At 34.6% G+C, this 21,754-nt stretch carries 11 protein-coding genes; all 11 read right to left on the reverse strand.

Annotated features, from left to right (window positions below; all coding sequences use genetic code 11):
• Positions 1-118: 118 nt before the first annotated feature.
• Positions 119-1,378, reverse strand: coding sequence for a glutamate-5-semialdehyde dehydrogenase (locus ACO5J6_RS07415; RefSeq protein WP_485643113.1), 1,260 nt, complete (start codon positions 1,376-1,378; stop codon positions 119-121).
• Positions 1,379-1,503: 125 nt separating this feature from the next.
• Positions 1,504-2,646 (reverse strand): glutamate 5-kinase, encoded by a 1,143-nt coding sequence (gene proB / locus ACO5J6_RS07420; RefSeq protein ID WP_485643115.1) that lies wholly within the window; start codon positions 2,644-2,646, stop codon positions 1,504-1,506.
• 146 nt (positions 2,647-2,792) lie between these two features.
• Positions 2,793-3,536: a 3-deoxy-manno-octulosonate cytidylyltransferase gene (kdsB, locus tag ACO5J6_RS07425; RefSeq protein ID WP_485643117.1), complete on the reverse strand. Its 744-nt coding sequence runs from the start codon at positions 3,534-3,536 to the stop codon at positions 2,793-2,795.
• 262 nt (positions 3,537-3,798) lie between these two features.
• Positions 3,799-4,140 carry a putative hemolysin gene (locus ACO5J6_RS07430; RefSeq protein ID WP_485643119.1) on the reverse strand — a complete coding sequence of 114 codons (342 nt, stop codon included), beginning with the start codon at positions 4,138-4,140 and terminating at the stop codon, positions 3,799-3,801.
• 192 nt (positions 4,141-4,332) lie between these two features.
• Positions 4,333-7,686, reverse strand: coding sequence for an autotransporter outer membrane beta-barrel domain-containing protein (locus ACO5J6_RS07435; RefSeq protein ID WP_485643121.1), 3,354 nt, complete (start codon positions 7,684-7,686; stop codon positions 4,333-4,335).
• A 104-nt stretch (positions 7,687-7,790) separates the two neighbouring features.
• Entirely contained in the window at positions 7,791-14,576 is a 6,786-nt protein-coding gene (locus tag ACO5J6_RS07440; protein WP_485643123.1) for an autotransporter-associated N-terminal domain-containing protein, read from the reverse strand.
• Between the two features lie 366 nt (positions 14,577-14,942).
• Positions 14,943-15,824, reverse strand: a complete 882-nt coding sequence (locus ACO5J6_RS07445; RefSeq protein WP_485643202.1) for an SPFH domain-containing protein — start codon at positions 15,822-15,824, stop codon at positions 14,943-14,945.
• 102 nt (positions 15,825-15,926) lie between these two features.
• Positions 15,927-16,352, reverse strand: coding sequence for an NfeD family protein (locus ACO5J6_RS07450; RefSeq protein WP_485643125.1), 426 nt, complete (start codon positions 16,350-16,352; stop codon positions 15,927-15,929).
• Between the two features lie 262 nt (positions 16,353-16,614).
• Positions 16,615-19,266, reverse strand: a complete 2,652-nt coding sequence (locus tag ACO5J6_RS07455) for a valine--tRNA ligase (protein ID WP_485643127.1) — start codon at positions 19,264-19,266, stop codon at positions 16,615-16,617.
• Positions 19,267-19,508: 242 nt separating this feature from the next.
• A complete protein-coding gene (locus tag ACO5J6_RS07460; RefSeq protein WP_485643129.1) occupies positions 19,509-20,039 on the reverse strand; it encodes a GNAT family N-acetyltransferase in 531 nt (176 codons plus the stop codon).
• Between the two features lie 141 nt (positions 20,040-20,180).
• Positions 20,181-21,722 carry a signal peptidase I gene (gene lepB / locus ACO5J6_RS07465; RefSeq protein WP_485643131.1) on the reverse strand — a complete coding sequence of 514 codons (1,542 nt, stop codon included), beginning with the start codon at positions 21,720-21,722 and terminating at the stop codon, positions 20,181-20,183.
• Positions 21,723-21,754: the final 32 nt, after the last annotated feature.

Below are 21,754 nucleotides of genomic sequence, written 5' to 3' on the forward strand. Positions count from 1 at the left end.
TGATTTTGATTTTTTTGCCACTATATTCATTATACTTATAACTTGTTATTTTATCCATATTTGAATTTTTTAAAAATTCCGATAATTTTGTATTTATAAATTTTGCACACTTATGAGTTTATTCTCTAATTTGTCCATTTCCTCTAATGATATATTTTGTAGTTGTCAGTTCTCTCACACCCATAGGCCCTCTCGCGTGAAGTTTCTGAGTGGAAATGCCGATTTCTCCTCCATAGCCGAATTCTCCCCCGTCTGAAAATCTTGTAGAAGCATTCAGATACACTGCTGCCGAATCCACTTCATTCAGAAATTTTTCAGCATTGTCAATTACTTCGGTTATTATTGAATCAGAATGATGTGTACTATGACTATTTATATATTCTATGGCTTCATCTATATCATTTACAAGTTTTAATGACATTATCATGTCAAGATATTCCGCCCCAAAATCTTCTTCGTTTGCAAGTTTTACATCATTCCTGTTATTTACAATCTCAAGGGCTTCTTTGCTATATCTAAGTTCAACACCGTCTTTTAAAAGCATATCCGTTAAATCAGGCAATATTTTCACAGCAATATTTTTATGAATTAATACAGTTTCTATCGAATTACATGTACTTGGTCTTTGAATTTTGGCATTCTGAATAATGGAGAGAGCATTGGCTGTTTTTGCACTTTCATCCACAAATACATGACACACCCCTGCTCCTGTCTCAATAACGGGAATAGTCGCATTTTCAATGATAAATTTTTTTAAGCCTTTTCCGCCTCTCGGTATAAGCACATCTATATATCGGTTCATTTTTACCATTTCATTTACGAGTTCCCTATCAGTATTTTCTATTAACTGTACTGTGTTTTCAGGCAATCCGGCTTTTATCCCTGTTTTATTGAATAACCTGCTCAAATAAATATTTGAATTTATAGCATTAGCCGAACCTCTTAAAATCACCGCATTGGAAGATTTTATTGCCAATCCTGCCGAATCTATTGTTACATTCGGTCTGGATTCATATATAATGCCTATTACTCCGAGGGGTACTCTCTTTTTTTCAATAGTCATACCGTTTTTATGTTTCCAGCCTGTCAGTATTTCTCCTATCGGGTCTGTAAATGCCGCTATTTCTTTTAAACCTTGAGCCATTGCTTCTATTCTGCTGTCTGTCAGTTCAAGTCTGTCAAGCAGAGCGGAAGAAAGTCCATTTTCTTTTCCTTTTTCCAAATCTATTTTGTTCACTTTTTTTATTTCTTCTTTTTTATTGATTAATTCTTCGGCTATCATCATCAAAGCTTTATTTTTTATTTTTGTATCTGTAGTGAGGAGTTTTTTTGAGGCTTCCTTTGCTTTTTTCCCTATCTCTTCCATATATTTATTCATAACTTCTGTTCCTTTCTTTCTCTACTCAGAAATTTACTCTCTATAACCTCTCCTTTTTTTATTCTAACATACATCAAGTTATTACCTATTATTTTCTTATAAATTCAGGATTTTTCAAAGTATTTTTATCCTTTTATTATCACCATATTATCAATATGTACTACTACATCATCATACTTATGTCCTAATATTTTTTCGATATTCTCACTTTTATGTCCTCTTATGAGCCCTATCTCATCAGATGAATAATTTGAAATCCCTGTCGCAACGGCTTCATTTTTAAGGTTCATTATTTTTACCACTGTTCCTTTTTCGAAATCACCCTCAATTTCCTTAATTCCGACAGGCAAAAGGCTTTTTCCTTTAAATAGAGCTTTTTCAGCACCTTCATCAATAATCAGAACGCCTTTTTTATTTGTTCCGTATGCGAGCCAGTATTTTTTAGAACTGATTTTTTTATGTTTTTTAGTAAATAATGTTCCTATATTTTCCCGTTCCACTATTCTTGTTATATTTCGTGGGTCTTCTCCGCTGGCTATTACCATATTCGTCCCAATTTTAGTTGCCATTTCTGCAGCAATTATTTTAGTAATCATTCCTCCCGTTCCAAATTTCGATCCTTCCCCTCCTGCCGTTTTTCTTATATCTTCATCTATTTTTCCTACAATTTCTATTAAGTTAGCGTCTTCGTATTTTTGAGGATTTTTATTGTAAAGTCCCTGTACATCTGACAGAATAATCAGTAAATCAGCGTCTATCAAACCTGAAACCAATGCAGAAAGAGTGTCATTATCTCCGACTTTTATTTCATTGGCAACAACGGCATCATTTTCATTTATAATCGGAACTATTTTATTTTTTAGCAATGTATTACATACATTTCTTGCATTCAGATATCTTCTTCTGTCTGAAAAATCTCCTTTTGTAAGCAGAAGTTGTCCTATAATTTTGCCATATTCCTGAAAAAGCATCTGATACAGATGTGTCAGGGCTACCTGTCCTACAGAAGCCAAAGCCTGCTTTTCAGACAATGTCTTTGGACGCTCGGTCATATTAAGTCTGCCCATTCCCGCTCCTACGGCTCCTGACGTTACCAATACGACATCATAACCTTTATCTGAAAGATTACTCAACTCTGAAACTATTTTCTTTATTTTTTCAATATTTAAATTCCCGTCTTCTTTTGTAAGAGTAGATGTCCCGACTTTTACTACTATTTTTTGAATATTTTTTAAAATTTCTTCTCTTCTGTTTATTTGTCTTTTCATGTTCTCCCTTGCTTTCTGTCAATCGTTATTTTACATCAATTTCTATTTTGATTTCTATTTTAAAAAACTGTAATGCCTAAGCTTTCAGACTATTTTCCATTTCCGATATACCGGAAAAGCGGATTATTCTATAATGGATTATTCCATTATAATATAATTCCGTTTTCCTTTATATATTTTATCACTTCTTTTAAGTCTTCTTCAGTATCTACACCTATCACTTCGTAAACTGTTTCAAGCACCTTTATTTTGTATCCGTTTTCTATAAATCGCAACTGTTCAAGTGATTCTATCTTTTCTAAAATTCCCTCTTTCAGACTTTTCAGCTCGTTCAAAAATTTTGAAGTATATCCGTATATCCCGATATGTTTATAATATTTAAAATTTTCTACGGAATTTCTCTCATAAGGGATTACTGACCTGCTGAAATATATCGCATTATCATTAAAATCCGTTATTACTTTTACAATATTGGGATTTTCAATATTTTCATTTTTATTGAATTCTTTCTTTAAAGTTACAATTTCAGATTTTTCTTTTCTATAGTTATCTGCCAGCAGATTAATGGACTTGATGTCTATAAGAGGTTCATCTCCCTGTATGTTTATAATAAAGTCGAAATCATTGTATTCGGGAGTATTTATTACTTCTATTATTCTTGATGTGCCGTTTTCGTGTTCTTTGGATGTCATAACGGCATTCCCTCCAAAATTTTTCACAGTATTAAATATTCTTTCATCGTCAGTCGCTACAACAAGCTTGTCAATATCTGCATTTTCAGCTCTTTTATACACCCATTCTATCATAGTATGTCCATTTATATCTTTCAAAGGTTTCCCCTCAAATCTTGTAGATGCATATCTCGCAGGAATTACTCCCAATATTTTCATATATCATCTTTCCTTTCGTAATTTTTTTAAATTTTATCAATACTATTTTTTATGTTAATATTGCATATGCTTTTTTACAATTTTTATGTTATTTGTTTATATTGTCTTTATAATTTTGACATATATTTTTTAAATCTTATTTTTCTTTTTCTATTTCCACATATATTATTTTTGTATAATTATAGCATATTTTCCTATAAAATAAAAAGAGTTCCATTATTTTATGAAACTCTTAATTATTACCTGTATCATTTGATCCTTTTTAATTATTTTCTCTGTAATATTCCCATTCTTCCATTGCTGTTCCGTCCTTAAATCTGCATATTCCAAAGTCTCCTTTTTTACTTCTTACAAGTATTGACTCTCCTCCCTTTTCTTCACAATAAACAGAAGCAGGATTTGCCGTTCCCGTTGTAACTTCTTTATTAGCATTATTCTTTTTAGTATTAGACTGTGCTGCGGAAACTCCTTTTTTTTCAGAAGTATTTTTTACAGCAGTTTTTTTCACGGCTGCCTTTTGTGAAACTGCTTTTTTTACAGCTGCTATTCCGACAAGAGAAGCAGTAATCATCAACACCCCCATTATGACTTTTAGACTTTTCATATTTTTTATCCTCCTGATTTGGTTGATTTTCCTTGATTTTTTCAATTGATTATATCATTACAGTCTTTGTTTTTTGTTTTTTTATTCCCTTTTATTTTCTTTTATACTGCTAAATTTTTCTATTCTTTTTGTTGTTCCTTCCTAAAAAATAGAGAGTTTAAACTCCCTATTTTTCTGGATTATTATCTTAACTTAAAATGAAACTCCCAAATTAACTCCTACGTGTGAATTTTTACCTTTCGTATTGTGTCCTCCTGTCAGGTGCACTCCGAAGTTGCCTGCTTCAAATCCTGCTTTTATGTCTGTCTTAAGGTTTCCTCTAACTTCCTCTTTTTTACTTCTCAATTTCCAGCTGTTTGTTCCATTGATAAATCTTGCTTCATTTACATTATTTTCCACCTTGCCTAACTCATGTTCATATCCGAGTCCCAAGATAGCTGTAAATCTTGCATTTGATGATATCGGAACTGCAAATCCAAACTCCAATCCTGCCATTGGTTTTATCGAATAGTAGTCATTTCCACTAACTTCTATTGCCATAGTTCCGTCTTTTTCACGGATTTTTGAAAATCTTCCATATCCAAGTTTTAATGCAGCATAAGGTTTGATTGTTACATTTTTACCTATTCGGAAAGTTTTGCCCAATTCATTTCTGACTGCAAATCCGTAAGCATTATAGTCAGCCCTGTTTTCATAAATATCATTTCCGATTATAAATCTTCTCTTCAAATCATTTTGGGAAACAAATCCGTCTCCGCTCAAAGTCCACTCTATATTGTTCAAATCAAATGTCTTGTAAGCTCCCAGTTTAAACATTGTTACATTTTCTTTTGATTTTCCATTATCCTTAAATTTGTACGTGTTGATTGCCGTTCCTGCATAAATCCCCTGTTTTGCGTCAGCATTATTGAACATATATGCCACTCCATAGGCTGAACTATTTGTATCTGCTATTTCTTCACTTCTTGACTCGTATTTATCCTTGTTAAAGAAAGTTGATACGTGGTGTCCTGACTTGTCAGCATTTTCTTTTTGAAGATCTGACAGCTTTCCGTCAAGAATGTCGCTTGTCTGTGCCACTCTTTGCTGAACATTTACGTACTGGCTTCCGTTTATTTCACGGTAAGTCTTTGCAAGGGCTTTTCTGTCGCTTAGGGTGTTTAGATAATTGAATGTCTGCTTGTCTTTCGAGTCGGCAGAAGTTTCTGTATATTTCTCATCCAGACCTTTTGCTACTCCCTCTGATATTTCGCTGTCAGCAAATTTTGCGTAGGACTGTTTTTTTAGAGTAACTTTTTCTACTCTGTTGTTGTTGATTTCTGATTCAGCTTCCCAGACTAATGAGCCTGTCTTCACGTTCCAGTTCCGGATTCCGCTTGTCCGAATTGAATTATTGAATGGCTCAAGCACAGAGTTGTCAACCGTAACTTCAGTTGCATTTGTCTTTTCTGTAGCCTCCGGACCAATTAATAAGTCCGCACTGTTTAATCTCAGGTTAGATAGCCCCTCAATCGGTCTTGTTCTCCCTTGCGTGTCCACATATACTCCAAGGTCGCTTACTGCCTTTGCTGTCCTGTCAGACATCACCTGTAGTTGGACTCTCGCATCGTTACGCTCTCTTACGGCACCGCCACTAACTTCTATTGTTCCATAATTTCTTATAGTTCCTCCATTGACAACAATGGCTGCTCCGCCTTCAGAATTAATACGGATTGTTCCTTCATTTGAAAATTCTGCCCCATTTCCGACATATACACCAATTGCATCTCTTGGAGCGCTTCCAATTGTAGTTATAAGTCCTTTATTAATTCCTTTTGCATTATCTCCGAGGTACATTCCTATACCTCCCTCAGAAATAATTTGTATTATTCCACTTGTCTCGTTTACTAAAGTTCCGACTCCTGCCATTCCAACTGAATTTTTACCAATTCGAATTCCTCCATTATTTATTAGAGCGGCATTTGGATTATTACTGTACATTCCAATGCTTGGATTATTTCTCTCAAAGGACATTCCCATCTCAATTGTATTATTATTAACAAGTTTATACTTTCCATCTCCAGTTGCAAACATACCGATTGATTTATCACCGGTCAATTCTATTGGAGCCCAATTTCCAAGAGGAGAATCATAATTTTCATAAGAAGTAGGTTCAACATATCCGGTTGAATCTCTTACTTGGCTTCTGATATTTGCAGCCATTCCTATAGTATTATTTGAAGTACTCTTTATTTGCCCACGAGAATGAGCTGAATAGCGTACGTCATCTATAAAAGATCTATTTAAATATATTCCAATAGAACTTTCACCAAGATCAATGATTCCAGAATTTTCAGCACTTGAATCTTTTACATAAATTCCAGTAGAATTTTTTTTCACAGAGATTTTTCCGCTAAAACCGTTATTTGCATATGAATCGGTATCAGCATATATTCCAACACTGTTGTTTCCTTTTAAATCAATTATTCCATTATTAACAGCACCATTATCAGTATGAATTCCAATCTGATTATCTCTTGTTCCGGAAATAGTTATCCCTGATTGAACATTAATATCCGGTCTTATATGTTCAAATATTTTATAGTAAATATCATTCGTACTATCTAAATTAACATTTTGATCAATAGAAAAATATGAATTACTAAGAATGATTGATTTATACCCTGTTCCATTAATAGTTGGTCTTGAGGTAGCAGGAAGCTCTGATGCCGCATCTAAATTATTAAGCTGTTGTAATTCTGATAAATTGATATTAGCTCTATCAAACATAAACAAATATGAATTAGGTTGCATATTAACCGTTAGATTATTAGGTGATCTCAATTGATTACCCGTACCCATTATGTTATTTCTTAGTGCATATACGATATCATCATAACTATTAATATAAGAAGCTGATTTAAATGCTATTCCTCCAGTTTTTACATTCATAGTTGTTGGTGATACTACTTCTAAACCAGTATAACTATCCATCTCAAATCCAATTTTATTTTCTTCAACATCATAATGTGTACTTCTCGTTCTATCTTGAACACTATTTTCTCCAGTTACCTCATATGTTCTCCTATTTAATATATCAGGCAATCTTGACCAGTCTGTTGTTGTCAATCTTGGCGCTGTACTTATTGACGGTGCTCCCGGTCTTGATCCGCCAGGTCTTAACGGAGTTCCCGGTCTTGGTGGTGTTGGAGCCGGTGGTGCCGGGGGTGTTGGAACCGGTGCCGGCCTTGACGGGGCTGGGGCTGGTGGTGGTGCAGGTCTTGATTCAGGCCTTGACGGTCTTGGCGGTAATGGTCTTGGCGGTCTTGTATCCGACGGATCCGGAACCCCTGCTCCAGGTCCTGGTATTGTTCCTCCCGGTTGGGAAGGTGAACTATTTGAGCCTCCTGTTCCATTTGAACCGTTTGAGCCTCCCGGCGTTGTCGACGGAGCTGTCGGTGTGCTTGCTGAAGTACTTCCACCTCCTCCTCCGCCACCTGAACCGCTACAGCTAATAATAGCGATTAACGAAAATATTAGCAATATTTTATTCTTTGATTTTTTCATAAATAATTTCTCCTTTTTTTATAATCATAAATATACTTCAATATGTTTTTATTAAATATATTATTACTTAAATATGTCTAATTATTTGAATCTATATTAATTTATTAGTATATCAGTCTGAAACCTAATCCACCTCTTACATTTTTACCTTTAGTGTCATATCCTGTATTTATCGTTACTCCAAATCTTGTGTTCTCTATTCCTATGTTCAGGTCTGTCTTAAAGTTCCCTTTTCTGTCCTCTTTTTCTCCTCTTATGTTAAACCAGTCTGCGTCTGTATACCTTACTTTTGCCTTATTCTTTCTGTTATTCACTTTTCCAAGCTCGCTCTCATATCCTATACCGAGTGTCGCCGAGAATGTAGCTTTTTTCGCAAACGGCTGTCTATATCCAAACTCTATCCCCGCTTCAGGCACTATCGAGTAGTAGCTGCTGTCTTTTACTTCCAGTCTTACTTCTCCCGTCTTCTCTTTTATCTTTCCAGTCTTTCCGTATTCAAACTTTATACTTCCATACGGTCTTATGCTTGTTTTTTCACTCGTTCTAAATTCTTTACTGATTTCATTTTTCATTGCCACTCCGTATGACGTATAGTCTGACTTCGCTTTAAAGACTTCATCTACTACAAGATATTTTCTTTCCATTTCACTTCTACTTACAAATCCTTCTCCCGATATCGTCCATTGCAGACTTCCGTTATTATCAAAGGCTTTTGTCTTATATACTCCCAGTTTCAGCATCGTTGTATTCTCTTTTGATTTTCCTATATCTTTAAATTTAAAACTGTTATGTATTACTCCTGCATACCAGCCCGAGCTGTTTCCAAGTTTTAACGTTTCATTTTCATTTATATAAGCCACTCCGTATCCGTTACTTGTATAGTTTATTACTCCCGCTGTATTTGTCTTATACTCGTCCCTTATACCGAATGTTGTTATCTTGTTTGATTTCTTCGAAGATGTATCCCATTCTCTTCCCAGTTTATTTATCTCTCTGTCAAGGGCTTTTCCTGTACTGCTTATTCTCTGCTGCACGTTTGCATACTGATGTCCCATCATTTCATCTATTGCTTGGAAGAATAACACTTCTTCGTTGTTTCCTATATTGTTTAATTTTTGGAACAAATTATTTTCTCCTGTCCCTATTGCTTCCACTCCGTATCTTTGTTCCAGACCATTCAAAAAGTTGAATGTATTAGGTGCTTTACTCTCTTCATCACCTGAACTGATACCTGACAGTCTTCTATCTCCTGCCCACGCAGTATATGGTACCTTAGCCAAGTATGCATTCTGGATAGTTCCGTCAGTCTGATTTTGAGATATACTTGCCATCCAAGTAAGCGATCCTGCATAAATATTCCATTTTTCTATTTGAGGATTTGCAATTATCATATCGTTATACGGCTTCAATATTCTTTCAGAAATTTGGATATATTTGCTCGTTGTATTTCGAGCAGCTTCTGTACCGATTATCAAATCTGCATTTGTAAGGTTGTCAAGCGATCTTAGCCCTGTAACCGGTGTTGTAAATCTCTTGTTTGATGTATCAATATACATTCCTATTGTTGATACTTCCATAGGTGTATATTCTTCAGCTGTTGTTGTTGCAATTTCAGGTACTACAGGTACTCCGTTTACTGTTATTGTTGCTACTGATGACCCTGCCGGTGCATGAATGTTTACTCCTGCCATATTTTTACCAATATCTTCCCTTGCAGGCGTTTCATAGACATCTGTTGCGCCTACCCCTCTTATGTGCAGTGTTCCATAGTTTCTTATAATTCCGGGATTGTTTCCGCTTTCATCTCTTTTTGTCAGCAGTCCTACCGCTTGTTTAGCATCAATGTCAATTACTCCATTGTTTTCAATTGTCGAACCTGATTTTACAACTACTCCGATTACTTTTTTAAGTCCCGTTCCATTAGATTTAATGATACCGTTGTTTATACCGTATGCCCCTTTGTCAAGGTACATTCCGGTAGTATTGCTTGCATTAAGGTTTATTGTTCCGTTATTTATTACTGTTGTTCCAGCTGTTGCTCCATACATTCCGATACCAAGTTCACCATTTACATCAATTGTACCGTAGTTTGTTATATTTCCTGTATACGGACCGATTTGCGAATCTCCTACATATCCTGCCGCCATACCGATTGCGTATTGATTTTCCCTAGGATCCGGGTTTGAAGCTCCTACTGTTATTTTTCTTCCAATTTTATTTACCGCAGTACCGCCATTTATACTGTAAATACCTACGTTTCCAATTCCATTTGAGAAGTTGATGTCTGCATCATTTACAATGTTTCCTGCAGCATAGATACCGTAGTTAGCCGAACCTGTCGAAACTAACTGTGTATTATTTGTTACAGTTCCCGCTCCGTCAGCTGAATAAACATATACAGCGTTAGTTGGTAGACTTTGTGAAGCCACGTTACTTGTTATCGTATTTCCGTTCCCTTTATTTACGAATCCGTATGAACCGTCTCCAATTGTCATATTTGCTCCATTTTGTGCTGTAACCGTACTTCCTGAACCTAATGCATATACACCGATTGCATTATTTTGTCCTAATGTGATTGTTGAGCCGGGTGCAAGTGTTACATTTCCGCCTGTACTTAAAATACCTTTTCCGGCTTCTCCCATTACAAGCGTTCCGTTATTAACTACATCTCCGCCTTGGGAGTAGATCCCGTAACCTTTTCCGCTCAAGTCTTTTATTGTTGCGTTATTTGTAAGTGTTCCGCTGTTATTTATGAATATTCCTACAATTCCGTTATCACTTGTTCTGTTTACCATATTTACATCTACTGTATTTGTATGGTTTGTCCCGCCTTCATAGAATATTCCTGCTGCTGATTCATTAGCGGCACCTGTATATTTGATTTCAAGCGGTGAACCTGAAATTGTACTTCCGTCATTTTTAACGAATACTCCGACTCCTTTGTCCTTCACTTCAATTCCTGTAGCAGATACGATATTTACAGGAGTTTTTTCTGTATATACTCCAATACCCTTATTTCCTACAATAATATCCGAACTTCCGGTTCCGCCTAAATTTACAGTTACTCTCTTGGCAAGGATACCTACAGACTCGTCTCCGTTCATTATTATTCTACCTGTATTTGTGATAAGTCCGTTTTGTGCTGTAAGAAGTCCTGCTGGAGTTGCCGGCGTTCTTCTTGTTGCGGCAACTTCGTTTGTCTGTCCAAATATACCTACCGACTGTGCTCCATCTATTTCTATTATACCTTTATTTTCCATATCAAGAACTTTGTCAGAGGCAGTCAATCCATTTGGAAGTCCTAATGCACTGTTTTTAATTTTTTTATCTGTTCCGTAGTCTTGAAGTCCCGATGTAGCAGAAGCGAACGCTGCCATTCCAACTCCCTGTCCGGTAGTATAGATTGTTCCGTTAGTGTTATTTAGGAATTTACTTCCATTTACTCCATAAAGACCTATTCCGCTATCAAGGTAAACCATTCCCTGATTGTCCATAAATCCGTAACTTGTATTAAGTCCAGCTGTTGTGTTAATATTTCCTCCAGTAATGTTTAAAGAGCCTTTATTTATATAGCCTGAATCATTAACTGACGTCGCAGAGCTGTTAGATCCCATTGCAAGCCCTTTTCCTTGGGAAGATCCTATTACTACTCCCGAACTTATTGTTACAAGCTCTCTTGACATTTTAATACGGTTAAAGTCATTTGTATTGTCATCCAAGTTGACATCAGTATCTATAAATGTCTGTCCGTTTATATAGTAAATTTTAAGAACATGCCCGTTGTCATTAAATGCTGCAAGTTTCATATCATTCTTTATTATTCCGATAATTGAACCTCCGGTCCAATGGAAAGGTGCATGTCCGTTATTTGAACGCAATACAACGTCATCTCCTGTCAAGTTTATTGTTACATTGTTCATTCCGTTATATTTTGTAACGTTAGGAGTTGTTGCTTCATAATCGGCTGTTGTTCCCGGCATAAGGATACCGTTTGCAATGTTAATTGTTGTAGGTCCTGTAAAGTTTATGTGTGATGTCGCATCAGCAAACATTGGCGTACTTGAATCGTGGTCATCTTCCTCATTTTCAGCGTGTGTAATTGTACCACCCTTAAAGTTTACTATTCCACCTTGAGTTGCGACCAATCCACCTTTTGTTCCTGTTCTGATTGTATTTCCCGTTCCGTTAAGATTTACGACGGCATACGCTCCTGAAGACATAGCTCCTATACCGTGAACATCTACATTTCCGGTTACATTTACCGTACCGAGAGAGCCTGCATAAGCCCCTACATTATTATATAGATAAGGCTTTGTTGCGTCATCTGTTGCTGCCCATTCATCTTTAGCCACAATTTCTTTTTCAGCATTTATAACTCCATAGTTCATTGCATATGCAACTATTGATCCATACCCTGTTGCAGTAACTTTTTCTTTAGCATTAATTATTCCGGATTCTTCGGTAAACAATGCAATTGACGGATTTACCTGACCGGAAGGCGTAAATCCTGATCTTCCTGACAGTCTTACAGGCGCATAAAGATTAACTTCACTCGGTTTACCATAAAGATCTACAATAGGATCGCTATACATATTCGAGTTCATAAATTCATTATTCCAAACACCTTTTGAATAAGCGATAATTGTTCCTGTCGCTGCTTGGTTTACTGTATCATCTGCAGAACTTATTACTGTTCCTGCTGAATCATTTATTGAAGTTGAAGGAGTTACATCCTTGTATGGTTGACGTTGTTCAGCTCTTGAGTCATCAACGCCATCATTAGGATCTGTATCAGGAACATACGGAGTTTTAGCTTTATCAGGTCTTGCCACATCTATTACCGTTCCTCTGTCTGCTATAATAGATATTCCGTCTGTTGAATATTTACCATAATAAATTTCAGCCTTTGCTATTTCAAGGTTATGTATCGGGTCGTCATCAAGTAGCGGAATTCCCTGTGAAGTTACTCCTTTTGTATTAAAAGCTATATCTATAGACTTTTGTTTCAGATAATCATCAGGTGCCCCCAAATCATAGCTTGGAATTATGTACGACCTTTGACCGGATCTTGAAATTATTCCTATATTTCCTTTAGATTCAGAAGTTTCTCCTATTTTCATTCCCATTTCAATTTCCCCTTGATAAATACCTATTACACTTTTCGCCCAACCATTTTGCTCTACTTCAACATAATCACGGAAATCATGAAGCGAATTGTATGGCAAATTATCTCCGGTATGGAAATTTCTATACAAGTTTTCAAACATTAATCCAACATTTCCATTACCATTTACACGTATCGCCCCTGTTTGTGTTCCTAACTGAATAACAGGAGTCAAGTTTTCGTCATGACGCAAATCCGATATCATCGGCCTACCAGTTTGAAATCCTGTTTCCCCATTTCTAAGAGTATCAAGATTTGGAACATATCCTATTCCTAAATAAACAATATTACCATTACCATTTATAACATAGTCTGAGAGATTATCATATTTATATGCTCCCTGAACTCCCATAACAGTATAAATATAGTTATTATTGGCATTTATATTTATTCTCAAGTCTCCGCTATATTTCCCTCTTTGATGATAAGACTGATAATCATTATTATTTATTCCTATTGTATAGTATGCTCCTGGATAATTATGAAATACTGTATTGTATTCTCCCTGGACATCTACAGTTGTATTAATTATATCTACTTTTCCACTATGCCACCCTTCTGTTGCAATAAAAGCTGAATATCCATGAAGAGTTGCATGTATGTTTTCAATACTTCCGTCCCATACTGTATGGATTCCTATAGTTCCTCTGGCATCATTTGGTCCGCTTCCTCCCCAGCTAGGGTCTCCGGCTATATCAATTGTAGCATCCCAAGCTCTCCATCTTGAACCCGGATTTCTGTTTACCGCATTTACATACATCAAGTTTGGAACTCTTATAGGATCAGGTGTTCCACCAATTAAAGAATGTTTCCATACTGATCTTCTATCTTTCTGATTTGTATCCGGATTCCATCCGGACCAGAAATGTTTACCTTGTCCATTCGCTTCTCTTCTGTGAGGCCATCCTAAACCATCTATATTACGCCCGGCAAAACGGTAATCCAATGTTGGATTTATCACAATGTTAGGTGTCTTGTCAGGTACTACTATCGGGTCAGGTGTAGGTATGTTAAGTGAAGGCGGAATTAAGTTAGGTACGTTCAATGCATTTAATGAAGGTGCCTGTATTCCCAAATTTGGAATACTCACATCTACTACTTTTGGTCTTATCGAAGCATCTACATTAATTGCAACAATTGGCTCCTGTGCCTGACGAATACGCACAAGTCCATAACCCGGTTCTATCCCTTCTCTATTATTCGATGAAGCCGAATATATATCCGTTTTATTTAATGATGAAATTGCCGAGAGTCTGTTATAGTTTGGGCTGATAGGGGAAGCATATCTTTCAAATATGGAATTTCCCCTTTTAAATAAACCTTCGTAAGGATATTTTTCCGTTTTGTCTCCACGTCCTTTAAAAGTTCCACGCCAATTATTATATTCAAAATTCTGTCCAAACTGCCACGAACTCCAAGGCGATTTTACGACATGATCTCCCTGTTCCATTAATTGGATAAGCTCTATTGTGGCAGAACTGAGAAGTTTGTTATTTTCTGTCCGTGCTTTTCTGATTGACTGTTTCATATTGCTGATAGAACTGTTGAGTTGTTTTCTCTGCTCTCCTATACTGTCTCCGGCAGCGAAAAGATTAGTCGTTTCCACAAGGCTTATAACCCCTACTAAAAGAAACAAAATCAATACGGAATCCGTGTATTTAAAGTCCTTTGTCCTCTTTGCAAAAGATTTCAGCTCCTTTTTCAATTTTTCTAAATTACTGATCATATACTTTTTCCTCCTTTTATGCTTGAAAATTTAATTTTTAATGGATAAATAGTTCTGTTAAGATATATTTTTCATTTTTCTCTCCTTTTTTCGCCAAAAATTTAAAAATAGCCCATTATCTTAATATTAAATAAAATAATATTTAATATTCTTTTATAAAATATACCTCGTTTTCATTTTTATGTCTACTCCATATTGATAAAAAAAATCTATTTTTAAAAATTTTATTATTTTTTAATTATCATTTCAACCTAATGTAATTATTGATATACAAAGTTTTTTTTAGAAACAGCAAAAAAAAACAGCCTTAAAATAAGGCTATTTTTCTAATTTTTTTTAACTTTTATTCTCTTAATTATTTAAATATTATTTTTCCTTAGAAACATTATTATCGTATTTTTCGTTCAGTTCGGCAAATCCTGTTACCATACTTGCCAAATTTTGCATATTGCTCGGAATTATAATTTTAGTAGCTTTTCCGTCAGCAACTTTCTCAAAAGTCTCCATTCCTTTCAATGAGATTACTTCTGCTGTAGGACCTGCTTCTTTCAACAGTCTTAAAGCTTCCGCTTTCGCTTTCTGGATGGACAGTATAGCTGCCGCTTCCCCTTCCGCTTCTTTTATCTGCTGTTCTTTTTTTGCTTCTGCCCGAAGTATTGCGGCCTGTTTTTCCCCTTCAGCCACTAATATTGCGGATTCTCTTTTTGCCTGTGCTTCGAGAATGTTGGCTCTTTTTTCCCTTTCAGCCTTCATTTCCTTTTCCATTGCTGACCTTATATCAGCGGGAGGGATTATACTCTTCAATTCTACTCTGTTTACTTTAATTCCCCAAGGGTCAGTAGCCTCATCCAGTTCAACCCGCATATTTGTATTGATTACATCCCTTGAAGTCAATGTCTGGTCGACAGTCATATCCCCTATTATATTTCTCAATGTTGTAGCAGTAAGATTTTCTATAGCTGAAATAGGTCTTTCTATTCCATAAGTGTATAATTTAGGGTCTGTTATCTGAAAATATATTATCGTATCAATCTGCATAGTCGCATTATCTTTTGTAATTACAGGCTGTGGCGGAAAATCCACGACCTGCTCTTTCAATGAAACTACTCTTGATACCCTGTCAAAAAACGGATTTATAAAGTTCAGACCCGATTCCAATGACTGGTCGTATTTTCCTAATTTTTCAATTATATAAACTCTTGATTCAGGTACTATTTTTATAGATTTAAATACTATAATCAATGCCATTGTTATAATTACTATAACAAAAGGTACTAATAAAAATTCCATAAATTTCCTCCCAAATTTATTATTTCGATTTTTATTTGCCATTTATCTTTTTTAAAATTTTTATTTTCTTTCCAATACTATTTTATTCCCTTTAAAATCTTTTATTATTACTACATCTCCAACTTTAAAAAAATCTTCACTGATGCCTGTCCATATAGAACCTTTAAATCTTACTTCATATTCTTTTCTCGGCTTGTCAGTATTTATAACTTTTTCTATTTTTATTTCCGAGCCTGTCATTGCCGAGCTGAAATCATTTTTTCTTCTTTTTTTAAGATAATTTTGTAAAACAGGTCTTGTGAACAAAATAAAAATCAATGATAATACTGAAAATATAAAAGCCTCAATATAGGAATTATTAATAAACCCTGCTAATGCTGTTACAACAAGAGCTGCCAAGGCTAACCATATTGTTACAAGCCCGGGAATAATAATTTCCAATAAAGCAAAAACTGATGTCAAAATTGCCCAGAAGATCGCTCCCATTGCACTCCCTCCTCTCTAAAAAATTTTGAGAATATTATTTTAAAATTTTATTTTTTTTAATTAAAAGTAACACCTACATTACCTCTAATTCCGCCTTTACCAACACTGGCGCCAATTCCCGCAGAACATGACATTAAAGTTAATCCTAATAATATAGCTATAATTAATTTTTTCATTTTTTACCTCCTAACACTCCTAACAGAGTATATCTGTATTTTTATGTTGATAATATATTATACTACATTTTTTGATTTTTTTTAAGTTATTTATATAGATTTATGCTTTCCCTGAATTTAGCTATTTTTGTTTCCAGTTCCTCTTTTATGGCGTTTTCCTTATCCACTACAGCCTGCGGAGCCTTAGCCAGAAATGCTTCATTGGATAGTTTTCCTAAAACTTTGTCCAGTTCTTTCTGAGTTTTTTCTATATCTTTTTCAAGTTTTTCTATTTCTTTTTTCTTGTCTATAAGGTCAGCTAAAGGTATATATATTTCAGTTGTTTCAACCAGTCTAAATCCTACCAGTTCAGGAATTTCAACATCAGGTGTAAAATCATATTTTTCGACATTAGCAAGTTTATCGAGTATTTTCGGATTATCTTCCAATATTTTCTTTTCATTTTCGGAAACAGTCCTGAATATAATTTCAATTTTTTTGGACGGAGATACATTTGCTTCGCCTCTTATATTTCTGATTGCGGTAATGACTTCTTTCAGATAGTCAAACTCTTTTTCAGCTTCTTCATTTATAAGTAATTTATCCTCTACAGGAAATTTTGATAACATTATTGTTTCTTCATCAAAACTTAGTTTCTGCCATATTTCTTCTGTAATAAAAGGCATAAACGGATGAAGCATTTTAAGTCCGCTGTCCAGAATGTGTCTCAATACCCACTGGGCAGTAATTTTATCAGTTCCTTCGCCCCCATATACTCTCGTTTTCGCTATTTCCACATACCAATCGCAGAATTCCCCCCTGAAAAATTCATAAACTGCTTTTGCCGCATTGTCCAACTCATAATTATCCATATATCCATTTATATTTTTAGCTGCTTTCTGTAATTTGGAAAGTATCCACATATCTTCTAATTTAAATTCTAAATCCGTAACAGATGTTTCCTTGTCAAAGTCCTCAAGATTTGACAATACAAATTTTGAAACATTCCATATTTTGTTGGCAAAAGTGGAACCCATTTCCAATAATTTTTCAGAAAAATGTATATCCTGTCCCTGTGATGTATTGTAGAGAAAACTGTATCTTATGGCATCTGCTCCGTATTTATCTATGAGATTTAACGGGTCGGGAGAATTTCCCAGTGATTTACTCATTTTTCTGCCCTGTTCGTCTCTTATCAAGCCATGCAGATACACATAACTGAAAGGAATTTCGTCATTTATATACAGACTCATCATTATCATTCTTGCAACCCAGAAAAATAATATATCGGCACCCGTTACTAATGTATTTGTAGGGAAGAATTTTTCAAGGTCTTTTGTTTTTTCAGGCCAACCCATTGTGGAAAAAGGCCACAGAGCGGATGAAAACCATGTATCAAGAACATCAGTTTCTTCCCTTAAATCAACTTCTTTTCCAAATTTTTCTTTTGCCTGTGCTTTCGCTTCTTCCATATCCCTTGCTACAAAAACTGTACCGTCTTTCGCATAATATGCAGGTATTCTGTGTCCCCACCATATCTGTCTTGAAATAGTCCAGTCCCTTATATTTTCAAGCCAGTTATAGTATACTTTTTCCCACCTTTTCGGCGTTATTTGTATTTTTCCGTTTTTAACTACTTCCAATGCTCTTTCTGCAAGGGGTTTCATTTTTACAAACCACTGTGTGGAAACTCTCGGTTCGATTATCGTATCACATCTATAGCAATGCCCTACCGAATTTTTATGTTCTTTTATTCCTGCGAGGTATCCCTGTTCTTCAAGGTCTTTCAGTATTGCTTTTCTTGCTTCAAATCTGTCCAGCCCGCAATATTTTCCGCCGTTTTCATTTACTTTGGCATCTTCCGTAAATATGTTTAAAAATTGTAACCCCGTTCTTTTAGCAACTTCAAAGTCATTAGGGTCGTGAGACGGAGTCATTTTTACTACCCCTGTTCCAAATTCCATATCCACATAATCATCTGCAACTACAGGGATTTCTCTGTCCATTAACGGCAATATTACAGTTTTTCCTATTAAATGGCTATATCTTTCATCTTTAGGATTTACAGCTACTCCTGTATCTCCAAGCATTGTTTCGGGTCTTGTAGTAGCGATTATCACATAATCATCGCTATCTTTTATTTTATATTTTATTTCCCATATTTTTCCATTTTTATCAATATGATTTACTTCATCATCAGCAAGAGCCGTCTTGTCGTGAGGACACCAGTTTACTATATATTCCCCTCTGTAAATAAGCCCGTCATTGTACAGTTTTATAAACACTTCCTTTACTGCTCGGGAAAGCCCCTCGTCCATTGTAAATCTTTCCCTTGACCAGTCCAAAGACACTCCGAGCCTTCTTAACTGTTTAGTTATAAGCCCTCCATGTTTTTCTTTCCATTCCCACGTTTTTTTGAGAAATTCTTCTCTTCCTATCTCTTCTTTAGTAGTTCCCTGCTCAAGCAGCATTCTTTCCACTTTATTCTGCGTAGCAATTCCCGCATGATCTGTACCTGGAACCCATAAAGCATCAAATCCGCTCATTCTCTTATATCTTATAATTGTGTCCTGAATTGCATTGTCAAGCATATGTCCCATGTGCAGTATCCCTGTTACATTAGGAGGGGGAATGACTATGGAATATCCCGGTTTTTCATCATTATGCTGGGCATTGAAATATCCTTTTTCTTCCCATATTTTATACCATTTTTCTTCTATTTCTTTCGGTGAATAAGTTTTATTCAGTTCTTTTTCCATATTCTGTTATGATTTTCCCAAAATTTAAAAATAAATTTCGGATAAAAACCTTTACCTCCTATTTCTTTTATTTTATAACGATGTTGCAAAATCAAATGGTTGCAAAATCGAATGATTTAGTATTAAAATCTATTTCTGATTTTATTATATTTTTTTATTCCTGTAAATTTTATTTATTATAAGCATTGGCTTACTCTTTTTGATTTCACTATATTTTTTTCTCTATCGAAAAATATAAATTTTTAATCATTTGACCTTATCATTATGAAAGCATTCTGTCCTGTGCCATAATAATTTTTTCTGACAGATATTTCTTTAAAATTATTTTTTCTATACAATTTTATAGCACTGAAGTTATTTTCATCGACTTCCAGAAGAATCGATTTTTCTTCTTTTGTCCTGTTTTCACATTTTTCATTGTCAAACAATGCCGACATCGAATTTACTAACAGTCTATTTCCTATGCCTCTATTCTGAAATTCTTTATCCACTGCAATTTCAAATAAATCAAAACAGGAAAAAGTATCATAATAAATAATATATCCCGATATTTTCTCCTCTTTTTCCGTAATCATATTTTCTTCGATATTTCTTACCGTATTTTCTATAATACAGTTAGTACAGTAAACCGTATAAAGGTTATTTCCTAAAATATCTTTAAAATAGCTTCCTTCAACTTTATTCTTAAAATTTTCATTATGAATTTTGACTAATTCTTTTATTTTACTTTCATCAATATTATTAATGGAAAGTTCGTATATATCTTTTTTCATTATTATTTTTTATTATTCTTTTCTATAATCTCTAATTTCTGTAATCTCTAAAATACAAAAATTTCCAAAAAAGCCTGTCTTATATTAAAAATAATTTGTAACAGCTGATATTATGTTATCCTAATTTTGTTTAAACCACTGCTACATCAATCCTACTCTGTTTAAAGGCCACCATCTCAAAAGAAGATTTCCTTTTATCCTGTCTTCGGCAACATATCCGAAAAATCTTGAGTCCAAACTGTTTGTAGTATTATCTCCCATTGCCATATAATAATTTTTATCAAGAGTTACCGTTTCTCCGTTTAAGAGTTTCATAAACATTTCATCGTTATATTTAAAATCCTGTATCGGTAAAACGAGTTCATCTCTTCCTTCGACTTTTAATGTGAATGTATAATATGTATTTGTTTTAGGGTCATTTTCATTATATTCACCTGAAGAATTTCCTATAATGTTTTTAAAGTCTTTTTTTGTATTTATTCTGCTCAAAAACTGCTCTGCGGTCATTTCTTCATAATCCTGACCTTGTTTATAGCCTTCCCAGTTTGTCTGAACTATATAAAAATTATCTTTATCGGAATTAGTGGCATAACCCGCCAATTTTGATATCGCTATAATTTTATCCAGTTTGACTTTATCCCCTTTTTTCGGTATATATATTTTATTGTCTTTCAAAAGAGCTTCTATACTGTAAGGTCTGTTTAAAACTTCGGACAGTTTGTCATCTAAATAAATTCTGCCTGCATTGGTTTCTTCGGAGCTATCTGTCGAGGGGTCTGTCAAAGTCATAACGGAAATATCTTTAATTTGCAACGTCTGTCCTGCAACTCCCACTATTCTTTTAGTATACATTATTTTATCAGTTACAGGCTCTTTGAATGCTACAATATCACCAACTTTCGGATTGGAAAACTTGTATTTTATCATATTGGCAAACACTCTGTCTTTTACTTTTATTGTAGGCTCCATAGAACCCGTAGGTATTACATAATTCCCCAGATAAAATGACTGTATCAGAAGAACGAGAACTACGGCAGTTATCGCCGTATCCATTCTTGCAAAAGCTCTTCCCAATGTACTCTGTTTTCTTTTTTCTATTTCTATCAGCTCTTTTTTAGCATCTTCCTGACTCATCCCTGTTTCTTTTTGAATTTTTTCCAGTGCTTTTGTAAATTCTCCGGGTTTTGAATCATTTCTTACGGTTGACTCCGAAATTCTTTCTTTTGAAGGTTTTCTATAAAGGAAAATCAACGGAAATGACAGTATCATAGTCGAAAATAGATATATATAAAAATTTGTATCTAAAATATTGAACATCAATTTTCCTAAAAAAAGCATTATCAGATTTGAAAGAAATATCCATTCATGCTGTTCCCTCATAACCAAAAATATCATATTCAGGATAAACATTCCGTATATTCCCCAGATTTTAAGCTTAATTACATAATCGGGTTCCTTATCCACTATAAAAAAGAAAATAACGGAAACGGCTATCCCTAAAACTGTTATAATATTTCCGAGTTTTATTCTTTTTCCTTCTCCCTCATCTCCTATAGGAATATTTTTCAGTATATCATCTTCTTTTTTTCTTATAAAATTTACTACCTGTTTTTCTCTTAAGAAAAAATATAAAAGAATTATTGAAGTTATTATATAAAATATTCCCCATAATAATATATTCATATTTTTTTCCTTTCCATTTCTAATTTCTGTTT

Source organism: Pseudoleptotrichia sp., assembly GCF_057270515.1.